This is a genomic window from Streptomyces sp. cg40 (assembly GCF_050320165.1).
Taxonomy (GTDB): domain Bacteria; phylum Actinomycetota; class Actinomycetes; order Streptomycetales; family Streptomycetaceae; genus Streptomyces; species Streptomyces hokutonensis.
In genome coordinates, this window is record NZ_CP190128.1 from 8,752,035 (window position 1) to 8,776,261 (window position 24,227).

At 66.3% G+C, this 24,227-nt stretch carries 17 protein-coding genes and 3 rRNA genes; 16 read left to right on the top strand and 4 right to left on the bottom strand.

Features of this window, described 5'->3' with window-relative positions; all coding sequences use genetic code 11:
- Window positions 1–174: 174 nt before the first annotated feature.
- The gene (locus ACQHII_RS39580) at window positions 175–2,142 is read left to right on the top strand and encodes an acetoacetate--CoA ligase (RefSeq protein WP_427923754.1); all 1,968 of its coding nucleotides are present in this window, start codon (window positions 175–177) and stop codon (window positions 2,140–2,142) included.
- Window positions 2,143–2,163: 21 nt separating this feature from the next.
- Here the strand turns inward: ACQHII_RS39580 and ACQHII_RS39585 are convergent, their stop codons facing one another.
- Window positions 2,164–3,489 carry an aminotransferase class I/II-fold pyridoxal phosphate-dependent enzyme gene (locus ACQHII_RS39585; RefSeq protein WP_427923755.1) on the bottom strand — a complete coding sequence of 442 codons (1,326 nt, stop codon included), beginning with the start codon at window positions 3,487–3,489 and terminating at the stop codon, window positions 2,164–2,166.
- Window positions 3,490–3,600: 111 nt separating this feature from the next.
- On the opposite strand from ACQHII_RS39585, the gene ACQHII_RS39590 reads away from it, so the two are divergent.
- Together ACQHII_RS39590 and ACQHII_RS39595 are read left to right on the top strand one after the other, a co-directional pair.
- Window positions 3,601–4,809 carry an MFS transporter gene (locus ACQHII_RS39590; RefSeq protein ID WP_427923756.1) on the top strand — a complete coding sequence of 403 codons (1,209 nt, stop codon included), beginning with the start codon at window positions 3,601–3,603 and terminating at the stop codon, window positions 4,807–4,809.
- 22 nt (window positions 4,810–4,831) lie between these two features.
- Complete coding sequence (locus ACQHII_RS39595) at window positions 4,832–5,728, top strand: hypothetical protein (protein ID WP_427923757.1); 897 nt, start codon at window positions 4,832–4,834, stop codon at window positions 5,726–5,728.
- A gap of 73 nt (window positions 5,729–5,801) precedes the next feature.
- Here the strand turns inward: ACQHII_RS39595 and ptsP are convergent, their stop codons facing one another.
- A complete protein-coding gene (ptsP, locus tag ACQHII_RS39600; RefSeq protein ID WP_427923758.1) occupies window positions 5,802–7,472 on the bottom strand; it encodes a phosphoenolpyruvate--protein phosphotransferase in 1,671 nt (556 codons plus the stop codon).
- 78 nt (window positions 7,473–7,550) lie between these two features.
- On the bottom strand, window positions 7,551–8,000 hold the full coding sequence (locus ACQHII_RS39605) for a PTS sugar transporter subunit IIA (RefSeq protein WP_359614162.1): 450 nt from the start codon (window positions 7,998–8,000) through the stop codon (window positions 7,551–7,553).
- Between the two features lie 562 nt (window positions 8,001–8,562).
- Between ACQHII_RS39605 and ACQHII_RS39610 the strand changes: the two genes are divergently transcribed.
- The 13 genes from ACQHII_RS39610 to ACQHII_RS39670 all read left to right on the top strand — a co-directional run bounded on the left by ACQHII_RS39610 (window position 8,563) and on the right by ACQHII_RS39670 (window position 23,924).
- Window positions 8,563–10,088: ribosomal RNA gene (locus ACQHII_RS39610) — 16S ribosomal RNA — on the top strand.
- A 312-nt stretch (window positions 10,089–10,400) separates the two neighbouring features.
- A 23S ribosomal RNA gene (locus ACQHII_RS39615) occupies window positions 10,401–13,523 on the top strand.
- Between the two features lie 87 nt (window positions 13,524–13,610).
- Window positions 13,611–13,727: ribosomal RNA gene (gene rrf / locus ACQHII_RS39620) — 5S ribosomal RNA — on the top strand.
- Together the 16S, 23S and 5S rRNA genes form the textbook arrangement of a ribosomal RNA operon.
- A gap of 111 nt (window positions 13,728–13,838) precedes the next feature.
- Entirely contained in the window at window positions 13,839–14,447 is a 609-nt protein-coding gene (locus tag ACQHII_RS39625; protein ID WP_427923759.1) for a CDP-alcohol phosphatidyltransferase family protein, read from the top strand.
- Between the two features lie 114 nt (window positions 14,448–14,561).
- Window positions 14,562–17,057: a mannose-1-phosphate guanyltransferase gene (locus ACQHII_RS39630; protein WP_019075736.1), complete on the top strand. Its 2,496-nt coding sequence runs from the start codon at window positions 14,562–14,564 to the stop codon at window positions 17,055–17,057.
- 167 nt (window positions 17,058–17,224) lie between these two features.
- Window positions 17,225–18,061: a DUF881 domain-containing protein gene (locus tag ACQHII_RS39635; protein ID WP_427923760.1), complete on the top strand. Its 837-nt coding sequence runs from the start codon at window positions 17,225–17,227 to the stop codon at window positions 18,059–18,061.
- The gene (locus ACQHII_RS39640; protein WP_019059351.1) at window positions 18,058–18,390 is read left to right on the top strand and encodes a small basic family protein; all 333 of its coding nucleotides are present in this window, start codon (window positions 18,058–18,060) and stop codon (window positions 18,388–18,390) included. Before ACQHII_RS39635 ends, ACQHII_RS39640 begins: the two co-directional genes overlap by 4 nt.
- Before the next feature lie 5 nt (window positions 18,391–18,395).
- Window positions 18,396–19,232, top strand: a complete 837-nt coding sequence (locus tag ACQHII_RS39645; RefSeq protein WP_427923761.1) for a DUF881 domain-containing protein — start codon at window positions 18,396–18,398, stop codon at window positions 19,230–19,232.
- A gap of 61 nt (window positions 19,233–19,293) precedes the next feature.
- The gene (locus tag ACQHII_RS39650) at window positions 19,294–20,175 is read left to right on the top strand and encodes an FHA domain-containing protein (protein WP_200716114.1); all 882 of its coding nucleotides are present in this window, start codon (window positions 19,294–19,296) and stop codon (window positions 20,173–20,175) included.
- A 43-nt stretch (window positions 20,176–20,218) separates the two neighbouring features.
- Window positions 20,219–20,956 (top strand): MerR family transcriptional regulator, encoded by a 738-nt coding sequence (locus ACQHII_RS39655; RefSeq protein WP_093624312.1) that lies wholly within the window; start codon window positions 20,219–20,221, stop codon window positions 20,954–20,956.
- A gap of 85 nt (window positions 20,957–21,041) precedes the next feature.
- A complete protein-coding gene (locus ACQHII_RS39660) occupies window positions 21,042–21,515 on the top strand; it encodes a bifunctional nuclease family protein (RefSeq protein WP_006123076.1) in 474 nt (157 codons plus the stop codon).
- A gap of 216 nt (window positions 21,516–21,731) precedes the next feature.
- On the top strand, window positions 21,732–22,376 hold the full coding sequence (locus ACQHII_RS39665) for a MerR family transcriptional regulator (protein WP_427923763.1): 645 nt from the start codon (window positions 21,732–21,734) through the stop codon (window positions 22,374–22,376).
- A 57-nt stretch (window positions 22,377–22,433) separates the two neighbouring features.
- Complete coding sequence (locus ACQHII_RS39670) at window positions 22,434–23,924, top strand: DNA polymerase IV (RefSeq protein WP_427923764.1); 1,491 nt, start codon at window positions 22,434–22,436, stop codon at window positions 23,922–23,924.
- Here the strand turns inward: ACQHII_RS39670 and ACQHII_RS39675 are convergent.
- On the bottom strand, window positions 23,846–24,217 hold the full coding sequence (locus ACQHII_RS39675; RefSeq protein WP_262061719.1) for a PRC-barrel domain-containing protein: 372 nt from the start codon (window positions 24,215–24,217) through the stop codon (window positions 23,846–23,848). The two genes, ACQHII_RS39670 and ACQHII_RS39675, sit on opposite strands and share 79 nt — an antisense overlap.
- Between the last annotated feature and the right edge of the window lie 10 nt (window positions 24,218–24,227).

The window sequence follows — 24,227 nt, forward strand, 5'->3', positions numbered from 1 at the left end:
GTTCAACTTCCGTTCACCCGTGGTGGGACCACATCTTCACGGCACGGACTATGTGGAGCGTGCCCTGGTGCAGAAGTCGATCACATGGCATCGTCCGTGTCAGCCGCGTCACGCGCACACCCCCGCACGTGCGCGACCGACGCACACGACGCGCACAGTCCCGGGAGCCGCCCCATGTCGACCGCGAACCCCCTGCCGCTCTGGCAGCCAGATCCGGAACGCATCGCCCAGGCACAGGTCACCAGGTTCCAGGCCTGGGCGGCCGAACACCACGGAGCCCCCGCCGACGGCGGCTACCCGGCACTGCACCGCTGGTCCGTCGACGAACTGGACACGTTCTGGCAGGCCGTCACCGAGTGGTTCGACGTCCGCTTCTCGACGCCCTACGCGCGCGTGCTCGGCGAACGCTCGATGCCCGGCGCGCACTGGTTCCCCGGAGCGACCCTCAACTACGCCGAGCACGCCCTGCGCGCGAGCGCGACCCGCGCCCACGAACCGGCCCTCCTGTACGTCGACGAGACCCACGAGCCGACCCCGGTCACCTGGGCGGAGCTCCGCCGCCAGGTCGGCTCCCTGGCCACCGAACTGCGCACCCTCGGCGTACGCCCCGGAGACCGCGTCAGCGGCTACCTCCCGAACATCCCGCAGGCCGTCGTCGCCCTGCTCGCCACAGCCGCTGTGGGCGCCGTCTGGACGTCCTGCGCCCCCGACTTCGGCGCCCGCAGCGTCCTCGACCGCTTCCAACAGGTCGAACCGGTCGTCCTGTTCACCGTCGACGGCTACCGCTACGGCGGCAAGGAGCACGACCGCCGCGACACGGTCGCCGAACTCCGCCGCGAACTGCCCACCCTCCGCGCGGTGGTCCACATCCCCCTCCTGGGCACCGACGCCCCCGAAGGCGCCCTGGACTGGTCGTCCCTCACCTCGGCCGACGTGGAACCCGTCTTCGAAGAGGTCCCCTTCGAACACCCCCTCTGGGTGCTCTACTCCTCGGGCACGACAGGCCTCCCCAAGGCCATCGTCCAGTCCCAGGGCGGCATCCTCGTAGAACACCTCAAACAACTCGGCCTGCACTGCGACCTGGGCCCCGAGGACCGCTTCTTCTGGTACACGTCCACCGGCTGGATGATGTGGAACTTCCTCGTCTCCGGCCTCCTGACCGGCACGACGATCGTCCTCTACGACGGCAGCCCCGGGTACCCCGACACGGCCGCCCAGTGGCGCATCGCCGAACGCACCGGAGCGACCCTCTACGGCACCTCGGCCGCGTACGTCATGGCCTGCCGAAAGGCCGGCGTGCACCCGTCCCACGATTTCGACCTCTCCAAGGTGCGGTGCGTCGCCACCACCGGATCACCCCTGCCCCCGGACGGGTTCCGCTGGCTGCACGACGAGGTCCGCGACGACCTGTGGATCGCCTCGGTCAGCGGCGGCACGGACGTCTGCTCCTGCTTCGCAGGAGCCGTACCGACCCTCCCGGTGTACATCGGCGAACTCCAGGCCCCCGGCCTGGGCACCGACCTTCAGTCCTGGGACCCGAACGGCGCCCCCTTGGTCGACGAGGTCGGCGAACTCGTCGTCACCAACCCCATGCCGTCCATGCCGATCTACTTCTGGAACGACCCCGAAGGCACCCGCTACCACGACAGCTACTTCGACACCTACCCCGGAGTGTGGCGCCACGGCGACTGGATCACGGTCACCTCCCGGGGCTCCGTCGTCATCCACGGCCGCTCCGACTCCACGCTCAACCGCCAAGGCGTGCGCATGGGTTCGGCCGACATCTACGAAGCCGTCGAACGGCTCCCGGAGATCAGGGAGTCCCTCGTCATCGGCATCGAACAGCCCGACGGCGGCTACTGGATGCCCCTCTTCGTGCACCTCGCCCCCGGAGCCGTCCTGGACGACGCCCTCCTGGGCCGCATCAAGCAGACGATCCGCGAACAACTCTCCCCGCGCCACGTCCCCGACGAGGTCATCGAGGTCCCCGGCGTCCCGCACACCCTCACCGGAAAACGCATCGAGGTACCCGTCAAGCGCCTCCTTCAAGGCACCCCGTTGGAGAAGGCGGTCAACCCGGGCTCCATCGACAACCTCGACCTGCTGAGCTTCTACGAGGACCTCGCACGCAAACGCGCCTGATCGCCCTCCCGTAGCGGCCGATCACCCTCCATAGGTGGCCTCGGACTCGCCCTCGCCGAGCACGGCGGCGAAGTCCGAGGCCAGCCGTACCGCGTCGGCCGCTTCGAGTTCGGCGACGGAGATCCGTACCCCCGGCTCGGACGCCAGCCGGAACCGCGCCCCCGCGGCGACCCACCAGCCGTACGACCGCAGCCCGTTGACCACGGCGGACTCGTCCCGCACCGGCACCCAGAGATTCATCCCGCTCGCCCCGTGCGCCGTGATCCCCCGCCCGCCTAGCTCCGTGCGGAGGGCCTCCCGGCGCACTTCGTACGCCTCCTCAGCGCGCGTGACCAACGCGCGCGTGCCGTCGTCCGTCATCAACCCGTGGACGGTCTCCTGGAGGAGATGACTCACCCAGCCGGACGTCAGCAGCAACCGCCCGTCGTGCCGCGCCAGCGTGGTCCGATCGCAGGCAGCCGCGGCCCACCGCAGGTCGGTGCCGAGGAACTTGCTCACCGTCCGCACATGCACCCAGCGCGCCAACCCACCGGAAGCCAACGACAACAGGGGAGCGCCCGCCACGGCGGACGCGTGATCATTCTCCACGACGAGCACCTCGGGCCCGTCCCGGAAGACCTCGACCAGGGCGTCACGGCGCGCGGCCGAGAAGCTGCCGCCGTACGGATTCTGCGCTCGGGGACTGCACACCACGGCACGCACACCCGCCCGCAGCGCCACGCGCAGCGCATCGGGACGCAGACCCTCGTCGTCCACGGCGACCGGCACGCTCCGCAACCCCAACGCCGTGACCAGATCCAGCAGATGGTGATATCCGGGATCCTCCATGGCCACCGCGTCCCCGGGCCGCAACTCCACCGACAGCAGCCGCCCGATCAGATCCAGCGCACCGTGCGCGAAGGTCACCTGCTCCACGGGCACGCCGTCGCGTCTCAGCCAGTCCCGTACGGCCTCCTCCAATCGCGCCAGCCGAGGCGTCGACCGGTGCGACCGCGCACCCGGGGACAGCCGCGAGGGCGGCACCAAGGCGGGCAGGAAGAGCGGGTCGGGGTGCCCGCCGGCCAGATCCCGCAGCCCCTCCGGGACCCGGGGCGGACGCCGGGACGCGACCGAGGGAGCCTGCGCCACCACGGTCCCGCCCCGCCCGCGCGTGACGACGATGCCCCGCTGCCGCAACTCCTTGTACGCGGTGGCGACCGTGCCCGGACTCACCCCGAGCTCGTCCGCGAGCCGCCGTACCGGGGGCAGTGCGGCCTCCGGCCCCAACACGCCCTCGGCCACGCACCGTTCGACGGACGCGGCAATCCCCTTGGCTGTCGTACCACTGATCCCATATTGTATTGCCACGTCATCAACTATGTATCAATACATAATGAGATGCAAGGGGGAGCAGTGAGCACGACCCGCCGCCCAGCCGCACGGCCGAAACGCATACCCGGAGGGCGCGACGGCCGCAGAATGCTCGCGATCGCCCTCGTCGACCGCACCGGCAGCGGTCTGTGGGCCTCCGTGTCCGTCCTGTACTTCACCTACGTCTCACATCTCTCCGTCGCCCAGGTCGGCACCCTCGCCGCGATCGCGGGAGCCATCGGCATCGCCGGCGCACCCCTGGGCGGTCGCCTCGCCGACCGCTTCCCGCTCACCCGCGTCCTCACCGCCCTCCAACTCCTGCGCGCCCTCGCCTCGTTCGCCCTGCTCACCACGGACGACTACGTCCTCCTGATCGCCTTCTCGGCCGCCGGCGGCTTCGGCGACCGCGCCGCCAACGTGCTCACCAAGCTCTACGCCACCCGCGTGGCCGGACCGGACCGCATCCGCTACCAGGCCATCAGCCGTACCGTCGCCAACGCGGGCTGGGCCCTGGGCGGTCTCGCCGCCGCGGCCGCCCTCGCCCTCGGCACGACCGCCGCCTACCACTGGCTCCTGCTCGGCGACGCCCTCTCCTTCGTCGCAGTCGCCACGCTCACCGTGCGCTGCGGCGAACCCCCGTCACCACAGCGCGTCATCGCGACATCGAAGGACGCGCCACCTGCGGACAAGCCCCCGAACCCGTGGCGCGACCGCACCTACCTCGCCTACGTCGCGACCGAGACCGTCCTCTTCCTCGACGACGCCGTCTTCAAGGTCGGCCTGCCACTGTGGATCGCTCACGCCAGCCAGGCACCGCACGGCCTGGCACCCCTGCTGATGGTCCTCAACAACGTGATGGTCGTGGCCCTCCAAGTCCCCCTGGCCCGCTTCGGCGCCACAACCACGGCCGCCCGCAAGCTGCTGATACCGCTCTCCGCCGCCTTCGCCCTCGGTGGGACCACCCTGGCACTCTCGGCCACTGGCGGGGCCGTCACCGCGACCGCGCTCCTCACCGCCTCGGCAGCCGCCTTCACCGTGGCGGAAATGCTGCACGCCACCGTCTCGTGGGAACTCTCGGTCGCCCTCGCACCCGGCACCGCGCAAGGCGCCTACCTCGGCGTCCATGGACTCGCCCAGTCGACCCAGCGCAGCATCGGCCCACTCGCGGTCACCGCGGCCATCGCCACCGGCCCCCTCGGCTGGACCGTCTTCGGCGCCGTCATCGCTCTGACCTGCATGATTCAGCACCGCCTGGTCCGCGAGCCGCTCGCTCGGACGCCGTTGTCAGTGCCGCCGGTTACTGTGAGTGAGCATTGATCCATCGCGCACAGGGGGAAACATGGCGCACACCGACCACCAGACCATGCGACGCGTTCTGCGCCGCGAAATCGCAGGCACCATCGGCCTGTTGACCGACGAGCAGGACTTCCGCGCCATGCGGCGCTACCGCAGCTTCACCTTCGACGACCACACCGCCTACCTCCAACAAGTGGAGGCACTCCTCAGGAGCCGAGCCTCCCAGGGCAGCCACACCAGCGTGGCCCTCTTCGACCCCCAGGAATACGCCGAGTTCTGCACCGACAGCGGCTTGGACCCCGATCACTCATCGAGCCGCACCCGCTTCACCGCCGAACTCGCCACCACCGGACCCACCCTGCCCTACGAGGGCCAACCCCTCGCCGACCTCCTCCCGGCCCTGGTCGACGAGGCCGTCCGCCAGGCGACCTGGGAGTACGTGACCACACTCCTGGCCCGCCTCGGCACCTGCGCCACCTGTGGCGAGGACATCGGCCGCGCGGCCTTCACCCGGGCCTCCGGCCTCCTCGTCCGCATCCTCGACACCGCCCGCCCCGGCAACCGACACCTGGTCTGCAGCGTCTCGGGAACACCCGAAACCATCGTCTGCGCCCTCCACGCCGACCAGGACGAGGACGGAGCCACCCACCTGGACGACATCGAAGCCCTCGAATTCACCAGCGTCCTCGCCCTCGGCATCGCCACCCGAAGCCCCGGCGGCCTCGTCATGCGCACCACCAGCCCCGACACCACCGACTGCATCTACGGCTGGCGCCTGCGCGGCGACGGCCTGGAACCCCTGACCGCAGGCGAGGTCTTCGACGCCTACTGCACCGACGTCGAATCCGGAGACCTCATCTCCCCGGAATCAGGCGTCGACTACTGCGTGCCGCCCGACCTCGGAGACCTGGAACAGCCCCCGGGAGGACACCACCACTGAACACGCCAGGGGCGCCCCACCCGGTGGTGAGGCGCCCCTGAACCAGAGCCGACGGACGACTTCTTCTGCCCAACTACTCGCCGGACAGCACCGCCTGAGCCGCCTGACGCGCCTCCTCGGCACTGTCGGCGGCCCGGGCCGCCAGCGCGGCCCGCTCGCACTGGGCCAGCGTGTACTTCGCCAGCGTCGACCGCACATAGGGAATCGAAGCCGCGCCCATGGAAAGGGAGGTGACCCCAAGACCGGTCAACACACAGGCCAGCAGCGGGTCGGACGCCGCCTCGCCACAGACACCACAGCTCTTGCCTTCAGCCTTCGCCCCCTCGGCGGACATCGCCACCAGGTCGAGCAGCGCGGGCTGCCACGGATCCTGCAGACGGGACACCGCACCCACCTGACGGTCGGCGGCAAACGTGTACTGCGCGAGGTCATTGGTCCCCAGCGACAGGAACTCGACCTCCTGCAGAATCGAGCGCGCCCGCAGCGCGGCCGACGGAATCTCCACCATCGCGCCGAACTTCGCCCGCAGACCCGCCTCCCGGCACGCGTCCGCGAACGCCTTCGCGTCCGCACGGTCCGCGACCATCGGAGCCATGACCTCGAGGTAGACCGGCAACCCCTCGGCGGCCTTCGCGAGCGCGGTCAGCTGAGTCCGCAGCACGTCGGGGTGGTCGAGCAGCGAACGCAGCCCGCGCACACCCAGGGCCGGGTTCGGCTCGTCGGCAGGCGTCAGGAAGTCCAACGGCTTGTCGGCACCGGCGTCCAGCACCCGCACGACCACACGGCCCTCGGGGAACGCCTCAAGCACCTGCCGGTAGGCCTCGACCTGCTTCTCCTCGGACGGCGCGTTCTTGCTGTCGTCCAGGAAAAGGAACTCGGTACGGAAGAGGCCCACACCCTCGGCCCCCGCCGCCAGAGCGGCCGGCACGTCGGCAGGACCGCCGACATTGGCGAGCAACGGCACCTTGTGTCCGTCGGAGGTGGCCCCCGGCCCCGTAGAAGCGGAGAGAGCGGCCTTGCGCGCGGCGGCCGCGGCTTCCAGCTCCGCCTTCTTCTCATCACTCGGGTTCACGAAGATCTCGCCGGTGCTGCCGTCCACGGCGACAACCGTCCCCTCGGCCAGCTCACCGGCCCCCGGCAGCGCCACCACGGCGGGCACACCGAGCGCCCGCGCCAGGATCGCGCTGTGACTGGTCGGCCCGCCCTCCTCGGTGACGAAACCGAGCACGAGAGCCGGGTCCAACAGCGCAGTGTCGGCCGGCGCAAGATCACGAGCGATCAGCACATACGGCTCGTCGCTGTCCGGAACACCCGGCATCGGCACCCCGAGCAATCGGGCGACGATACGATTCCGCACGTCATCCAGGTCGGCCACCCGACCGGCCAGATACTCACCGGCATTCGCCAGCAGGGCACGGTAAGCGGCGAAGGCGTCGTACACCGCCCGCTCGGCCGTACTGCCGACCGAGATACGGCGCTCCACGTCCGTCATCAACTCGGGGTCCTGGGCCATCAGGGCCTGGGCCTCAAGTACCGCCTGGGCTTCGCCCCCCGCCAGATTGCCGCGCGCCATCAGGTCGGCCGCCACAGCGTCCACGGCTTGGCGGGCGCGCCCCTGTTCACGCTCCGCGTCCTCCGCCGGAATCTGCTTGGCAGGCGGTTCCAGAACCGCCGTCCCCATGTGCCGAACCTCGCCGATCGCCACACCGTGGCTCACACCGACGCCTCGCAGCGTTGTCTCCATCTCACCCGTCTCCGATAGTGCGGCGGGTCCCGCCGCCGCGGTGGTTGTCCTGCACACCGTCATACGACGGCACTGACGTCACTCCCAGGAGAAGAGCCTGTCGCCGGCCTTCACATCGCCGTCCTCGCGGAGCTCGGAGAGGGACTCGGCGGTGGCCTCAAGAGCCACGATCGGGCACACCGGGGACTTGCCGGCGGCCTCGACGGCGGCCGGGTTCCAGCGCACGACACTCTGGCCCCGGGTCACGGTGTCGCCCTTGTTGACGAGCAGTTCGAAACCCTCGCCGTTGAGCTGCACGGTGTCGATACCGAGGTGGGTCAGGACACCGTGCCCCTCGCTGTCCACGACGACGAAGGCGTGCGGGTGGAGGGAGACGATGACTCCGTCCACGGGAGAGACGGCCTCGGAAGGCTCACGTACGGGGTCGATGGCCGTGCCGGGGCCGACCATGGCCCCGGAGAAGACCGGATCGGGCACCTCGGTCAGTCCGATGGCGCGTCCTGCGAGCGGGGACGTCACGCTGGTCATGGGAAGCCTCCCAGGGGTGGATGTGTGATGGAGCCGTCACTGCCTGTCCCGGACGGCACACTGAGCAGCAGGGTATGTCATATGTAGTACCGGTTCCGCCCGAGAGGTCTGGATTAGTGGTCTAGACCACACCTCTAATCGATTTGCACCTGCTCTACGGCCGCATGTACAGTCGTACTCCTGCTTGAGGCCGAGCGACGCGACCAAGCGTCTTTGCTTGACCTGGCAGCACCCAACTTGTCAGATCCTATCCCGGGGTCACCTTCTGCATGCTCGCAGGACGGTGGTCAGGGGGCCGGAAAAACACTGATAGAGTTTGGAACACCGAAGGGAAGCCCGGAGGAAAGCCTGAGAGGGTGAGTACAAAGGAAGCGTCCGTTCCTTGAGAACTCAACAGCGTGCCAAAAATCAACGCCAGATATGTTGATACCCCGTCTCCAGCCATCACGGTTGGGGCGAGGTTCCTTTGAAGAAAACATGCAGCGAGGACGCTGTGAACCGTCGGGCCTATTCCGCCCGGGGGTTCCGCTCTCGTGTGTGTGCACCCGATTACGGGTAAACATTCACGGAGAGTTTGATCCTGGCTCAGGACGAACGCTGGCGGCGTGCTTAACACATGCAAGTCGAACGATGAACCACTTCGGTGGGGATTAGTGGCGAACGGGTGAGTAACACGTGGGCAATCTGCCCTGCACTCTGGGACAAGCCCTGGAAACGGGGTCTAATACCGGATAATACTCCCGTACTCATGTGCGGGTGTTGAAAGCTCCGGCGGTGCAGGATGAGCCCGCGGCCTATCAGCTTGTTGGTGAGGTAATGGCTCACCAAGGCGACGACGGGTAGCCGGCCTGAGAGGGCGACCGGCCACACTGGGACTGAGACACGGCCCAGACTCCTACGGGAGGCAGCAGTGGGGAATATTGCACAATGGGCGGAAGCCTGATGCAGCGACGCCGCGTGAGGGATGACGGCCTTCGGGTTGTAAACCTCTTTCAGCAGGGAAGAAGCGCAAGTGACGGTACCTGCAGAAGAAGCGCCGGCTAACTACGTGCCAGCAGCCGCGGTAATACGTAGGGCGCAAGCGTTGTCCGGAATTATTGGGCGTAAAGAGCTCGTAGGCGGCTTGTCACGTCGGGTGTGAAAGCCCGGGGCTTAACCCCGGGTCTGCATTCGATACGGGCTAGCTAGAGTGTGGTAGGGGAGATCGGAATTCCTGGTGTAGCGGTGAAATGCGCAGATATCAGGAGGAACACCGGTGGCGAAGGCGGATCTCTGGGCCATTACTGACGCTGAGGAGCGAAAGCGTGGGGAGCGAACAGGATTAGATACCCTGGTAGTCCACGCCGTAAACGGTGGGAACTAGGTGTTGGCGACATTCCACGTCGTCGGTGCCGCAGCTAACGCATTAAGTTCCCCGCCTGGGGAGTACGGCCGCAAGGCTAAAACTCAAAGGAATTGACGGGGGCCCGCACAAGCAGCGGAGCATGTGGCTTAATTCGACGCAACGCGAAGAACCTTACCAAGGCTTGACATACACCGGAAAGCATTAGAGATAGTGCCCCCCTTGTGGTCGGTGTACAGGTGGTGCATGGCTGTCGTCAGCTCGTGTCGTGAGATGTTGGGTTAAGTCCCGCAACGAGCGCAACCCTTGTCCTGTGTTGCCAGCGTGCCCTTCGGGGTGACGGGGACTCACAGGAGACCGCCGGGGTCAACTCGGAGGAAGGTGGGGACGACGTCAAGTCATCATGCCCCTTATGTCTTGGGCTGCACACGTGCTACAATGGCCGGTACAATGAGCTGCGATACCGTGAGGTGGAGCGAATCTCAAAAAGCCGGTCTCAGTTCGGATTGGGGTCTGCAACTCGACCCCATGAAGTCGGAGTTGCTAGTAATCGCAGATCAGCATTGCTGCGGTGAATACGTTCCCGGGCCTTGTACACACCGCCCGTCACGTCACGAAAGTCGGTAACACCCGAAGCCGGTGGCCCAACCCCTTGTGGGAGGGAGCTGTCGAAGGTGGGACTGGCGATTGGGACGAAGTCGTAACAAGGTAGCCGTACCGGAAGGTGCGGCTGGATCACCTCCTTTCTAAGGAGCACTTCTCACCGATCCCTCCGGGGTGAGGTCAGAGGCCAGTTCATCGGCGAACGTCCGGTGCTGGTTGCTCAAGGGTGGAACGTTGATTATTCGGTGTCACTGGCCGTCTCTGGCTGCAAGTACTGCTCTTCGGGGCGTGGAAAGCTGATCAGAGCGGTGGGGATACCGGGCACGCTGTTGGGTGTCTGAGGGTACGGCCGTGAGGTCGCCTTCAGTGCCGGCCCCAGTGAACTCCGGTGGTAGCCGGGGGTGATGGGTGGTTGGTCGTTGTTTGAGAACTGCACAGTGGACGCGAGCATCTGTGGCCAAGTTTTTAAGGGCGCACGGTGGATGCCTTGGCACCAGGAACCGATGAAGGACGTGGGAGGCCACGATAGTCCCCGGGGAGTCGTCAACCAGGCTTTGATCCGGGGGTTTCCGAATGGGGAAACCCGGCAGTCGTCATGGGCTGTCACCCATACCTGAACACATAGGGTATGTGGAGGGAACGCGGGGAAGTGAAACATCTCAGTACCCGCAGGAAGAGAAAACAACCGTGATTCCGGGAGTAGTGGCGAGCGAAACCGGATGAGGCCAAACCGTATGCGTGTGAGACCCGGCAGGGGTTGCGTATACGGGGTTGTGGGATCTCTCTTCTGTCGTCTGCCGGCGGCAGGACGAGTCAGAAACCGTTGATGTAGGCGAAGGACATGCGAAAGGTCCGGCGTAGAGGGTAAGACCCCCGTAGTCGAAACATCAGCGGCTCGTTTGAGAGACACCCAAGTAGCACGGGGCCCGAGAAATCCCGTGTGAATCTGGCGGGACCACCCGCTAAGCCTAAATATTCCCTGGTGACCGATAGCGGATAGTACCGTGAGGGAATGGTGAAAAGTACCGCGGGAGCGGAGTGAAATAGTACCTGAAACCGTGTGCCTACAAGCCGTGGGAGCGTCGGAGTGCATGCTTGCATGCACTCTCGTGACTGCGTGCCTTTTGAAGAATGAGCCTGCGAGTTTGCGGTGTGTTGCGAGGTTAACCCGTGTGGGGAAGCCGTAGCGAAAGCGAGTCCGAACAGGGCGATACAGTAGCGCGCTCAAGACCCGAAGCGGAGTGATCTAGCCATGGGCAGGTTGAAGCGGAGGTAAGACTTCGTGGAGGACCGAACCCACCAGGGTTGAAAACCTGGGGGATGACCTGTGGTTAGGGGTGAAAGGCCAATCAAACTCCGTGATAGCTGGTTCTCCCCGAAATGCATTTAGGTGCAGCGTCGTGTGTTTCTTGCCGGAGGTAGAGCACTGGATAGGCGATGGGCCCTACCGGGTTACTGACCTTAGCCAAACTCCGAATGCCGGTAAGTGAGAGCGCGGCAGTGAGACTGTGGGGGATAAGCTCCATGGTCGAGAGGGAAACAGCCCAGAGCATCGACTAAGGCCCCTAAGCGTACGCTAAGTGGGAAAGGATGTGGAGTCGCAGAGACAACCAGGAGGTTGGCTTAGAAGCAGCCACCCTTGAAAGAGTGCGTAATAGCTCACTGGTCTAGTGATTCCGCGCCGACAATGTAGCGGGGCTCAAGCGTACCGCCGAAGTCGTGTCATTCCAGCATATACGCCCAACGGCGGCTGGGATGGGTAGGGGAGCGTCGTGTGCCGGGTGAAGCCGCAGCGGAAGCTAGTGGTGGACGGTTCACGAGTGAGAATGCAGGCATGAGTAGCGATACACACGTGAGAAACGTGTGCGCCGATTGACTAAGGGTTCCTGGGTCAAGCTGATCTGCCCAGGGTAAGTCGGGACCTAAGGCGAGGCCGACAGGCGTAGTCGATGGATAACCGGTTGATATTCCGGTACCCGCTGTGAAGCGTCAAACATCGAGCATCGTGATGCTAAGGCCGTGAAGCCGTTCCGGACCCTTCGGGGAATGGAAAGTGGTGGAGCCGCCGGTCCAAGCGGTTAGTAGGTGAGTGATGGGGTGACGCAGGAAGGTAGTCCATCCCGGGCGGTGGTTGTCCCGGGGTAAGGGTGTAGCCCGTCATCTAGGCAAATCCGGATGACATGAGGGTGAGACCTGATGCCGAGCCGATTGTGGTGAAGTGGATGATCCTATGCTGTCGAGAAAAGCCTCTAGCGAGTTTCATGGCGGCCCGTACCCTAAACCGACTCAGGTGGTCAGGTAGAGAATACCGAGGCGTTCGGGTGAACTATGGTTAAGGAACTCGGCAAAATGCCCCCGTAACTTCGGGAGAAGGGGGGCCATCACCGGTGATGAGTTTTGCACTCTGAGCTGGGGGTGGCCGCAGAGACCAGCGAGAAGCGACTGTTTACTAAAAACACAGGTCCGTGCGAAGCCGTAAGGCGATGTATACGGACTGACGCCTGCCCGGTGCTGGAACGTTAAGGGGACCGGTTAGTCAAGATTCGTCTTGGCGAAGCTGAGAACTTAAGCGCCAGTAAACGGCGGTGGTAACTATAACCATCCTAAGGTAGCGAAATTCCTTGTCGGGTAAGTTCCGACCTGCACGAATGGCGTAACGACTTCTCGACTGTCTCAACCATAGGCCCGGTGAAATTGCACTACGAGTAAAGATGCTCGTTTCGCGCAGCAGGACGGAAAGACCCCGGGACCTTTACTACAGTTTGATATTGGTGTTCGGTTCGGCTTGTGTAGGATAGCTGGGAGACTGTGAAGCCTGGACGCCAGTTCGGGTGGAGTCGTCGTTGAAATACCAGTCTGGTCGTGCTGGATGTCTAACCTGGGTCCGTGATCCGGATCAGGGACAGTGTCTGATGGGTAGTTTAACTGGGGCGGTTGCCTCCTAAAGAGTAACGGAGGCGCCCAAAGGTTCCCTCAGCCTGGTTGGCAATCAGGTGTTGAGTGTAAGTGCACAAGGGAGCTTGACTGTGAGACCGACGGGTCGAGCAGGGACGAAAGTCGGGACTAGTGATCCGGCGGTGGCTTGTGGAAGCGCCGTCGCTCAACGGATAAAAGGTACCCCGGGGATAACAGGCTGATCTTCCCCAAGAGTCCATATCGACGGGATGGTTTGGCACCTCGATGTCGGCTCGTCGCATCCTGGGGCTGGAGTCGGTCCCAAGGGTTGGGCTGTTCGCCCATTAAAGCGGTACGCGAGCTGGGTTTAGAACGTCGTGAGACAGTTCGGTCCCTATCCGCTGCGCGCGCAGGAACATTGAGAAGGGCTGTCCCTAGTACGAGAGGACCGGGACGGACGAACCTCTGGTGTGCCAGTTGTTCTGCCAAGGGCATGGCTGGTTGGCTACGTTCGGGAGGGATAACCGCTGAAAGCATCTAAGCGGGAAGCCTGCTTCGAGATGAGTGTTCCCACCCACTTGATGGGTTAAGGCTCCCAGTAGACGACTGGGTTGATAGGCCGGATCTGGAAGCCCCGTAAGGGGTGGAGGTGACCGGTACTAATAGGCCGAGGGCTTGTCCTCAGTTGCTCGCGTCCACTGTGTTGGTTCTGAAACCACGAACAACCCCGTACAGGTCACGTGCGGTGCGGTTGATGTGTTTCATAGTGTTTCGGTGGTCATAGCGTGAGGGAAACGCCCGGTTACATTCCGAACCCGGAAGCTAAGCCTTACAGCGCCGATGGTACTGCAGGGGGGACCCTGTGGGAGAGTAGGACGCCGCCGAACTCCTTTTAGAGCTCTGGCTCTTGGGCACGCAGCCCAAGAGCCAGAGCTTTTTTGCGTTGGGGTAAGGTCAGGGAGCATCGTTGGCTCGATTTCCCCACAGGAGGCCCCCGGGTGGAGGTCCAGGAGACCCGCGTCCAGACAGACCGGGTGCTCACCATCCCGAACATCCTCAGCATGGCACGCCTGGTCGGCGTACCCATCTTCCTGTGGTTGATCCTCAGGCCCGAGTTCGGAGGGCCCAAGAGCGACGGCTGGGCGCTCCTGGTGCTGATGCTGAGCGGGATCAGCGACTACCTGGACGGTAAGCTCGCGCGGCGCTGGAACCAGATCAGCAGCCTTGGCCGGCTTCTAGATCCGGCCGCGGACCGGCTCTATATTCTCTCGACTCTCGTCGGACTCACCTGGCGCGAGATTCTGCCAATCTGGTTGACCGCGGTACTGCTGGCGCGGGAGCTGGTTCTGTTGGTAGTGGTGGGCGTCCTCAGGCGTCACGGCTATCCGCCGCTGCAGGTGAACTTCCTGGGTAAGGCCGCGACGTTCAACCTGATGTACGCGTTCCCGTTGCTGTTGCTCAGTGACGGAAGTGGATGGCTTCCGTCACTCGCAGCGATTTTCGGATGGGCGTTCGCCGGATGGGGTACAACGCTGTACTGGTGGGCAGGAGTCCTCTACGTGGTACAAGTCCGCCGCCTGCTGCGTGCGGATGCCACGGCCGACTGACCTTGCCGATGGGGCGGTAACAGTCGCTCGATGGCCCGCTGAGCGAAAGTGCGGGACAATCTGGACTGGTGAAGTCGGCTAGCCCGTCGTCTCTCAGAGGAGGACGCTTCCGACATGAAGGCCGTCGTGATGGCCGGAGGCGAAGGCACACGCCTTCGCCCCATGACCTCAAGCATGCCCAAGCCACTGTTGCCCGTGGTCAATCGACCGATCATGGAGCACGTGCTGAGGCTGCTCAAAAGGCATGGGCTCAATGAGACCGTAGTCACCGTGCAGTTCCTGGCCTCGCTGGTCAAGAACTACTTCGGTGACGGCGAAGAGCTCGGCATGGAGCTCTCGTATGCCAATGAGGAGAAGCCACTCGGTACCGCCGGAAGCGTCAAGAACGCCGAAGAGGCGTTGAAGGACGATGCCTTCCTCGTCATCTCCGGTGATGCCCTGACCGACTTCGACCTCACCGAACTGATCAATTTCCACAAGGAAAAGGGTGCGCTGGTCACGGTCTGTCTGACCCGGGTGCCCAATCCGCTGGAATTCGGCATCACTATTGTCGACGAAGAGGGAAAGGTCGAGCGTTTTCTTGAGAAGCCGACCTGGGGTCAGGTCTTCTCGGACACGGTGAACACGGGCATCTACGTGATGGAGCCCGAGGTCTTCGACTATGTCGAGGCCGATGTTCCGGTCGACTGGTCCGGCGATGTCTTCCCGCAGCTCATGAAGGAAGGCAAGCCGGTCTACGGCTTTGTCGCCGAGGGCTACTGGGAGGACGTCGGCACTCACGAGAGCTATGTGAAGGCGCAGGCCGATGTCCTGGAGGGCAAGGTCGACGTCGAGATCGATGGCTTCGAGCTGTCGCCGGGCGTGTGGGTGGCCGAGGGTGCGGAGGTGCATCCCGACGCGGTTCTCCGCGGGCCGCTCTACATCGGTGACTACGCAAAGGTTGAGGCCGGCGCCGAAATCCGTGAGCACACCGTCATCGGTTCGAACGTCGTCGTAAAGACCGGGGCTTTTCTGCACAGGGCGGTCGTGCACGACAACGTGTACGTCGGGCAGCACAGCAATCTGCGTGGCTGTGTCGTCGGAAAGAACACCGACATCATGCGTGCCGCCCGGATCGAGGACGGCGCGGTCATCGGTGACGAGTGCCTGATCGGTGAAGAATCGATCGTGCAGGGCAATGTGCGGGTCTACCCGTTCAAGACGATCGAGGCCGGCGCCTTCGTCAACACGTCGGTCATCTGGGAGTCCAGAGGGCAGGCGCACCTCTTCGGTGCGCGCGGTGTGTCCGGGATCCTGAACGTGGAGATCACTCCGGAGCTGGTGGTACGCCTCGCCGGCGCCTACGCCACGACCCTGAAGAAGGGCTCGACGGTCACCACGGCCCGCGACCACTCCCGAGGCGCCCGTGCGCTCAAGCGGGCGGTGATCTCGGCCCTGCAGACCAGTGCCATCGACGTGCGGGACCTGGAGAACGTACCGCTGCCCGTGGCCCGACAGCAGACCGCGCGGGGCAGTGCCGGCGGGATCATGATCCGGACCACACCCGGGGTGCCGGACTCCGTCGACATCATGTTCTTCGACAGCCAGGGCGCCGACCTCTCGCAGGGGAGCCAGCGCAAGCTGGACCGGGTGTTCGCGCGCCAGGAGTACCGGCGCGCGTTCCCCGGCGAGATCGGGGACCTGCACTTCCCGGCCAGCGTCTTCGACTCGTACACCGGGTCCCTGCTGCGGAATGTCGACACGACCGGAATTGCCGACTCCGGCCTGAAGGTCGTGGTGGACGCGTCGAACGGCAGCGCCGGGCTCGTGCTGCCCAGTCTCCTCGGCAAGCTCGGTGTGGACTCGCTGACGATCAATCCCGGTCTCGACGAGTCCAGGCCGACGGAGACCGCGGACACGCGGCGCTCGGGGCTGGTGCGGCTCGGTGAGATCGTGGCCTCCGCGCGGGCGGCGTTCGGAGTGCGCTTCGACCCGGTCGGTGAGCGGTTGTCGCTCGTCGACGAGAAGGGGCGGATCGTCGAGGACGACCGGGCCCTCCTGGTGATGCTCGACCTGGTGGCCGCGGAGCGGCGCAGCGGGCGGGTGGCGCTGCCGGTGACCACCACGAGGATCGCCGAGCAGGTGGCGGCGTATCACGGGACCCAGGTCGAGTGGACGACGACCTCGCCGGACGACCTGACCAGGGTCGGTCGCGATGAGACGACCATCTTCGGCGGGGACGGCAAGGCCGGTTTCATCATCCCGGAGTTCAGCAGCGTCTTCGACGGTGCCGCAGCGTTCGTACGACTCATCGGGCTGGTGGCGCGGACTCAACTGACGCTGAGCCAGATCGATGCCCGGATTCCGCGGGCGCACGTCCTGAAGCGGGATCTCGCGACTCCCTGGGCCGTCAAGGGACTTGTGATGCGCCGGGTCGTGGAGGCGGCCGGTGATCGCTTTGTCGACACCACGGACGGGGTACGGGTCGTGGAGACCGACGGGCGCTGGGTGATGGTGTTGCCCGACCCGGCAGAGGCGGTCACCCATCTGTGGGCCGAAGGGCCCGACGACGCTTCCGCGCAGGCCCTGTTGGACGAGTGGTCGGCGGTCGTGGACAGCGCCGGACGGTAAAACGCGGACCACGCGCGCGTGCCGGACATGTCTCCCCAAGGGGGCCTGTCCGGCACGCCGGTGGGGCCATTCGGAGGTACAGGCCACCACGTGCGACGATGTGCGGCATGCCGCAGCAGCCCCCCGTTCGGAGCACACCCACGCGCCCTGCGCGTCCGGACGCATCCATGTCGCTGCTCACCAACGTCATGGACCACAGCCTCGACGAGGGTTACGCCGAGGCCGCCGCCCGGAAGAAGGCCGCGGGCGTGGGCGGCATGCCGAAGACCCTCAGGACGAAGCTCGGTCTCGCCGCCGGTCTGGTGCTGGCGGCCCTTGTCGTGACCCTGGGAGCGGCGCAGGCGCGGGTGGCCGCCCCCGTGGTGGCCAAGGAGCGCCAGGAACTGATCGACCGTATCGACAAAGAGACCAAGTCGGCGGACAAGCTCGAAGACACCGTCGACACGCTCCGGGACGACGTGAGCGCGCGGCAGCGGGCGGCGCTGAAGACCAGCGGCGGCAGCGGCCAGGCGGACCTGGTGAGCATGCTGTCCGGCGCCACCGCGGTGCACGGTCCCGGTGTGAAGCTCATCGTCGACGACGCGAAGGAAGCCAGCAGCGGCGGAGGCGACGACCCGCGCGAGACCGCGGACTTCTCCGACACCGGGCGGGTGCGCGACCGCGACATGCAGCGCGTGGTCAACGGACTGTGGGCGGCCGGCGCCGAGGCCGTCTCCGTCAACGGGCAGCGGCTGACGGCGCTGTCCGCGATCAGGGCCGCGGGCGACGCGATACTGGTCGACAACAGGCCACTGGTGCCGCCCTATACGGTGCTCGCGGTGGGGGACGGGAAGCGTCTGAGCACGAGGTTCCAGAACGGTGCCGACGGGCTCTATCTGAACGCTCTGGAAGACAACTACGGCATCAGGGCGACCATCGCCGTGGAGAGCGATCTCCGGCTGCCCGCCGCGCCGAGTGTGATCGTACGAACAGCACAGCCGAGAACTGAGAAGGGCACATCGTGATCGCCGTACTGGGCCTCATCGTGGGAGTGGTGGCCGGAATCCTGGTCCGGCCTGAGGTGCCGGTGGTTGTCGAGCCCTATCTGCCGATCGCCGTCGTCGCTGCGCTCGACGCCGTCTTCGGTGGTCTGCGGGCGATGCTCGACGGGATCTTCGACGACAAGGTCTTCGTGGTGTCGTTCCTTTCGAACGTGGTCGTGGCCGCACTGATCGTGTTCCTGGGCGACAAGTTGGGCGTCGGCGCCCAACTGTCCACCGGCGTAGTGGTCGTTCTCGGCATCCGGATCTTCTCCAACGCCGCGGCCATTCGCCGGCACGTCTTCCGGGCGTGAGGTCGATGAGCAACGAGGACGAGCAGCCGGCGAACAGGCTGCGCAGGGAACTGCCCGAAGAGGTACCGGCGTCTGCTTCCGCGGAGGCGCCGGTCGCCGAGGAGACGCCCGCTCCCACCGTCACGGGTCGGCAGCGGCTGGTGCAGGGGCTGTGGCCGCCGCGCGCCAGCAGGGCCCAACTCATCGTCGCCGTGCTGCTGTTCGGCCTAGGTTTCGGGCTGGCGGTGCAGGTCGCCTCGAACAGCAACAGCGACAGCGCGCTGCGCGGGGCCCGGCAGGAAGATCTTGTGCGCATCCTCGATGAACTGGACGACCGTACTCAGCGTCTTGAGGACGAGAAGCAGGGTCTGCAGAAACAGCGCGACGAGCTGGAGAACAGCTCCGACCAGGCCGAGGAGGCCCGCAAGCAGACGGCCGAGAAGGAGAAGCAACTCGGCATTCTGGCGGGCACCGTGGCCGCGCAGGGACCCGGCATCACGATGACCATCGACGACACGAAGGGAACGGTCGAGGCGGACATGTTGCTCGATGCGGTCCAGGAGTTGCGCGCGGCCGGCGCGGAGGCGATCCAGGTGAACGGCGTACGTGTGGTGGCCGGCACCTATCTGACGGACTCCGACAAGAGCGTGAGCGTCGACGGGAACAAGATCAACGCCCCCTATCGTTTCAAGGTCATCGGCAAGCCGCAGGATCTCGAACCGGCGCTCAACATCCCTGGAGGCGTGGTGCAGACTCTTGAGAAGGAGCAGGCCACCGTCACCGTCGGGCGGTCGAGCAAGATCATTGTGGATGCCTTGCGGGCCGCGAAGCAGCCTGACTACGCTCGGTCGTCCTCCCGGTGAACCGGGGGTGCATGGGGACCGTCCGGCGAGGGCATGAGGTTGCGGGGGGTCGACGCACCGATTGGGTGGTGCGTGGTGGAAACTGTCTGGTGGATACGGACGTTGTGAGGATGTCCGGGTCGACCGGTGTGTTCAATCAGGGTTCGTCCTGCCCCACGGGCGGGTCTGTTTCGGTCAAGGGGAATCGCCCGTGAAGTTGTTTGCGAAGTTGTTCGGCAAGAGTGCGAAAGAGAGCAGCGACAATCAGACCGCTCGCCATCGCGCACAACCGGACGCGGAGGGCCAGCGTCCGCTGTTCCGCGACCAGGTCGCTGGTCAGGGCGCGCCGTCGGTTGACCCTGCGCAGTCCGGCGACATAGGTTTCGGGCAACCGTCAACCTCAAGTACGGGTGGAGGGTTTTCCCCTATGTCGGCCCTGGTGTGTACGAGGTGCGGTAACCGCAACGCGGAGAACAGCCGCTTCTGTTCCAACTGCGGTGCGCCACTGCGCCCCGGTGTGACCCCGGAGCGTGCGTCCGAGACGACGTCCACGATCTCCATCTCCGGTCTCGAGGCCTACGACGCCGAGGTGACCGGCCAGACGCAGATGCCGACGCTCTCCCCGGAGGCGCAGGCGGCCGTCGACGCCCTGCCGTTGGGCTCGGCGCTCCTGGTGGTGCGGCGCGGTCCGAACTCGGGCAGCCGCTTTCTGCTGGACGGCGAGCTGACCACGGCCGGCCGTCATCCGCAGAGCGACATCTTCCTGGACGACGTGACGGTCTCGCGCCGCCATGTGGAGTTCCGGCGCGTTGCCGACGGTTCCTTCACGGTCGCCGACGTCGGCAGCCTGAACGGCACTTACGTCAACCGTGAGCGCATCGACTCGGTCCCCCTGGCCAACGGTGACGAGGTGCAGATCGGCAAGTACCGGCTGGTGTTCTACGCGAGCCAGCGGGGTTACTGACCCTCTCTCGGACTGTGTCCGGGGGATTCCCCCAGGAAGGTCCATGCTTCAAACACCGAGCGGCGGTGCCGGGCACGGTACCGCCGCCGCGGACACCGGGCTGATGAGTATCGGCACGGTGCTGAACACGCTGCGCGACGAGTTCCCCGAAGTCACCATCTCCAAGATCCGTTTCCTGGAGTCGGAGGGGCTCATCGAGCCGCAGCGGACCCCTTCCGGATACCGCAAGTTCAGCCCCGCCGACGTCGAACGCCTCGGCCATGTCCTGCGGATGCAGCGGGACCACTATCTGCCGCTGAAGGTGATCCGCGAGCACCTCGACGCCATGGAGCGCGGGGAGGCCGCCCCACTGCCCACCGTGGGCCGTCAACGGGACGGCGAGGTCGTCCTGGAGCCCGTGGAGGGCCCCACGGCGGCCCGGATCGGGCGGGCCGAGCTGCTGGCCGCCGCCGGGATCGGTGAGCAGGAGCTCGACGAGTGGGAGTCGTACGGACTCATCGCTCCACTGCCGGACGGCGTGTACGACGCGGAAGCCGTCACCGTGGCCGGGCTCGTCCTGGAGTTGGGGCGGTTCGGGATCGAACCCCGGCACCTGCGCGCCATGAAGGCCGCCGCGGACCGCGAGGCCGGGCTCGTCGACCAGGTGGTCGCCCCCCTGAAGCGGCACCGCAATCCGCAGACCAGGGCCCACGCGGAGGCCCGCACGAAGGAACTGGCGGGGCTCACGGTGAAGCTGCACGCCGCGCTGGTGCAGACCGCGCTCGGCGTGCGCCTGCCCTGAGCCGGGCGGGATTGCGGCAGCCTGATCGGTCACCCGATCCCGGCCCGACTACCCAAACGTCCCGGGCACGGCCTAGGGTTGCTGTGTGAACGAGCTCGATGTCGTAGGTGTCCGGGTCGAAATGCCCTCCAACCAACCGATCGTGCTCCTGCGTGAAGTGGGAGGCGACCGCTACCTCCCCATCTGGATCGGGCCCGGGGAGGCGACGGCGATCGCCTTCGCACAGCAGGGCATGGCCCCCGCACGACCGCTGACCCACGACCTGTTCAAGGACGTGCTGGAGGCCGTCGGCCAGGAGCTCACCGAAGTGCGCATCACGGATCTGCGTGAGGGCGTCTTCTACGCCGAGCTGGTGTTCGCCAGCGGAGTCGAGGTGAGCGCCCGCCCGTCCGACGCCATAGCGCTGGCACTGCGCACCGGGACGCCGATCTACGGCAGCGACGGCGTGCTCGACGACGCCGGCATCGCGATCCCGGACGAGCAGGAGGACGAGGTGGAGAAGTTCCGCGAGTTCCTCGACCAGATCTCGCCCGAGGACTTCGGGACCAACAGCCAGTGAGATCGGGGGCCGGCAGAGAAATGGTGGCATTTGCCACCGGCGTGTGAGAGCGTCCTGCGGCCCGCCGCGAGCGCATTCGGCTAGCCTTTCCCCGCGGTGGGGTACGGGAAACCACTCCTAGGGTGATTATCACTCGGCGTGCCTAGCGTGGCGATCGTTGACGCACCCCTGGTGACTGCCTACCGTCGAGAAGGCAGGTCAAGGACGGAGGTCGGCGTGAGAAGCAGCGGCGACGGTACGGCTGGGGGTGCCCCGGAACGCAGTTTCGGGGACAGTGGCCCGTACCCGCTTCATGGCAGTGCGGCCGATCACGCTCCGCATCGACCCACTGCCGTGCCGAGCAGCGGAGGGGCGACGTCCATGGCGTCCGAGCAGATCGGCTACCGGGGCCCTACGGCCTGTGCGGCGGCAGGCATCACCTATCGGCAACTGGACTACTGGGCACGCACCGGGCTCGTCGAGCCCAGCGTGCGGCCCGCACACGGGTCGGGGACGCAGCGGCTCTACAGCTTCCGGGACGTCGTAGTCCTGAAGATCGTCAAGCGGTTCCTCGACACGGGTGTCTCGCTGCAGAACATCCGCAGCGCCGTTCTGCACCTGCGGGAGTGCGACTTCCGCGATCTGGAGCGGATGACGCTGATGAGCGACGGCGCCACGGTCTACGAGTGCACCTCGCCGGACGAGGTCCACGCCCTGCTCCAGGGCGGCCAGGGGATCTTCGGGATCGCCGTGGGTGTCGTGTGGCGGGATGTGGAGAGCGCCCTGTCGCAGCTGCACGGGGAGCGCGTCGACACCGGTGAGACGCTCGTCGGGGTCAACCCCGCCGACGAGCTGGCCAGGCGGCGCAACCGGGCCGTCTGAGGGCCCGGCGGGAGCCGTAGCGGGGCATTGTCAGTGGCGTAGGGCAGCATCGGAGATGTGAGAACCGCGCCCACGATCCTGCATCTCGACATGGATGCCTTCTTCGCCTCGGCGGAGCAGGCGTCCAAGCCGAGCCTGCGCGGGAAGGCCGTCGTCGTGGGCGGGCTCGGACCACGCGGTGTGGTGGCCACCGCGTCGTACGAGGCCCGGGTTTTCGGGGTGAACTCGGCGATGCCCATGGCCCAGGCGCGCAGACTCGCTCCGAACGCCGCGTATCTTGTGCCGCGCTTCGGGTTCTACCGGTCGATCAGCGAGCAGGTGATGGCGCTGCTGCGGGCGCTGTCGCCACTGGTGGAGCCGCTGAGCCTGGACGAGGCGTTCGTGGACCTGGAGGCCGGCGAGGCGGCCTGGGACGCCGAGTCGGCACGCCGGGCCGGGGAGCGGCTCCGGGCCGACATACGGGCCGCCACGGGACTCACCGGCTCGGTCGGTCTCGCCGCCTCCAAGATGCTCGCCAAGATCGCCTCCGAGCGGGCCAAGCCCGACGGGCTGGTGCTGATCGAGCCCGGGAGCGAGCGGGCACTGCTCGGGCCGTTGTCGGTGCGCACGCTGCCGGGGGTCGGACCGGCGACGGGCGACCATCTGCGGCGGGCCGGGATCACCACGGTCGACGAGATCGCCGAGGCGGGCGAGGACGAGCTCGTACGACTGGTCGGCAAGGCGCACGGGCACTCGCTGTACGCCATGGCGCTCGCGCACGACGAGCGGCCCGTGGTCGCCGAGCGGGAGACCAAGTCGGTGTCGGTCGAGGACACCTACGACGTGGACATCCACGACCGCATCCGGGTGGGCCTGGAGGTGCAGCGTCTCGCCGACCGGTGTGTACGGCGGCTGCGGGGCGCCGGGCTGTCGGGGCGGACCATCGTGCTCAAGGTGCGGCGGTACGACTTCTCGACGCTGACGCGGTCCGAGACGCTGCGCGGGCCCACCGACGACCCCGGGGTGGTGCGGGAGGCCGCGGCTCGGTTGCTGGACTCCGTGGACACCACGGGCGGGGTGCGGCTGCTCGGGGTCGGCGTCTCCGGGCTCGCCGACTACACGCAGGAGGACCTGTTCGCGCAGGCGGCGGGGGAGCAGGTCGACCTTCTTGAGGAGGAACACGCGGAGGAGGAAGCGAGCGGGGAGCAGGCCGCGCCCGTGGAGCGGCGCTGGCCCGCGGGCCACGATGTGCACCACTCCGGGTTCGGGCACGGGTGGGTGCAGGGCAGCGGGCTGGGGCGGGTCACCGTGCGCTTCGAGACGCCGGAGGATGCCGGGCCCGGGCGGGTACGGACGTTCCGGACCGACGATCCCGAGCTGGAGCCGGCGGATCCGTTGCCGTTGGTGACGCGGGACGCGGGTGAACTGGCCGCCGCCTCAGGGCAGTTGGTGGTGCTGCCCCCGGAGAATCGAAGACCCGCCGCCTCTGCTCAGGTGTCGTCCGAGCCCGCCAGTTTGCCGAAGTCGCGGTCCGGGAGGGAGGGCGGTGGGGCCACGTCCAGGCCGTAGTGGTGGTAGAGCTGGAGTTCCTGGTCGGGGGAGAGATGGCGGCCCACTCCGAAGTCGGGGGCGTCCTTGATCAGGGAGCGGTCGAAGGGGATGTGCAGGGTGCCCTCGATCAGCTCGCTGGGCTCCAGAGGGACGAAGGCGTCCCTGGAGAACAGGCCGGTGCGTATGGCCGCCCACTCCGGTACACCGGTCGCGTCGTCGAGGTAGACCTCGTCGATCGTGCCGATCTTGGCGCCGGTGCGGTCGAACGCCTTGCGGCCGATCAGGTTGCGCGGATCGATATCGGTCTGCACGGGCCCTCCT

Bases quoted from the DNA above. Each gene is read 5' to 3' on its own strand.
- ACQHII_RS39580 (WP_427923754.1), top strand. From the start codon at position 175: ATGTCGACCGCGAACCCCCTGCCGCTCTGGCAGCCAGATCCGGAACGC.
- ACQHII_RS39590 (WP_427923756.1), top strand. From the start codon at position 3,601: ATGCTCGCGATCGCCCTCGTCGACCGCACCGGCAGCGGTCTGTGGGCC.
- ACQHII_RS39595 (WP_427923757.1), top strand. From the start codon at position 4,832: ATGGCGCACACCGACCACCAGACCATGCGACGCGTTCTGCGCCGCGAA.
- ptsP (WP_427923758.1), bottom strand. From the start codon at position 7,472: ATGGAGACAACGCTGCGAGGCGTCGGTGTGAGCCACGGTGTGGCGATC.
- ACQHII_RS39605 (WP_359614162.1), bottom strand. From the start codon at position 8,000: ATGACCAGCGTGACGTCCCCGCTCGCAGGACGCGCCATCGGACTGACC.
- ACQHII_RS39630 (WP_019075736.1), top strand. From the start codon at position 14,562: ATGAAGGCCGTCGTGATGGCCGGAGGCGAAGGCACACGCCTTCGCCCC.
- ACQHII_RS39635 (WP_427923760.1), top strand. From the start codon at position 17,225: ATGTCGCTGCTCACCAACGTCATGGACCACAGCCTCGACGAGGGTTAC.
- ACQHII_RS39645 (WP_427923761.1), top strand. From the start codon at position 18,396: ATGAGCAACGAGGACGAGCAGCCGGCGAACAGGCTGCGCAGGGAACTG.
- ACQHII_RS39655 (WP_093624312.1), top strand. From the start codon at position 20,219: ATGCTTCAAACACCGAGCGGCGGTGCCGGGCACGGTACCGCCGCCGCG.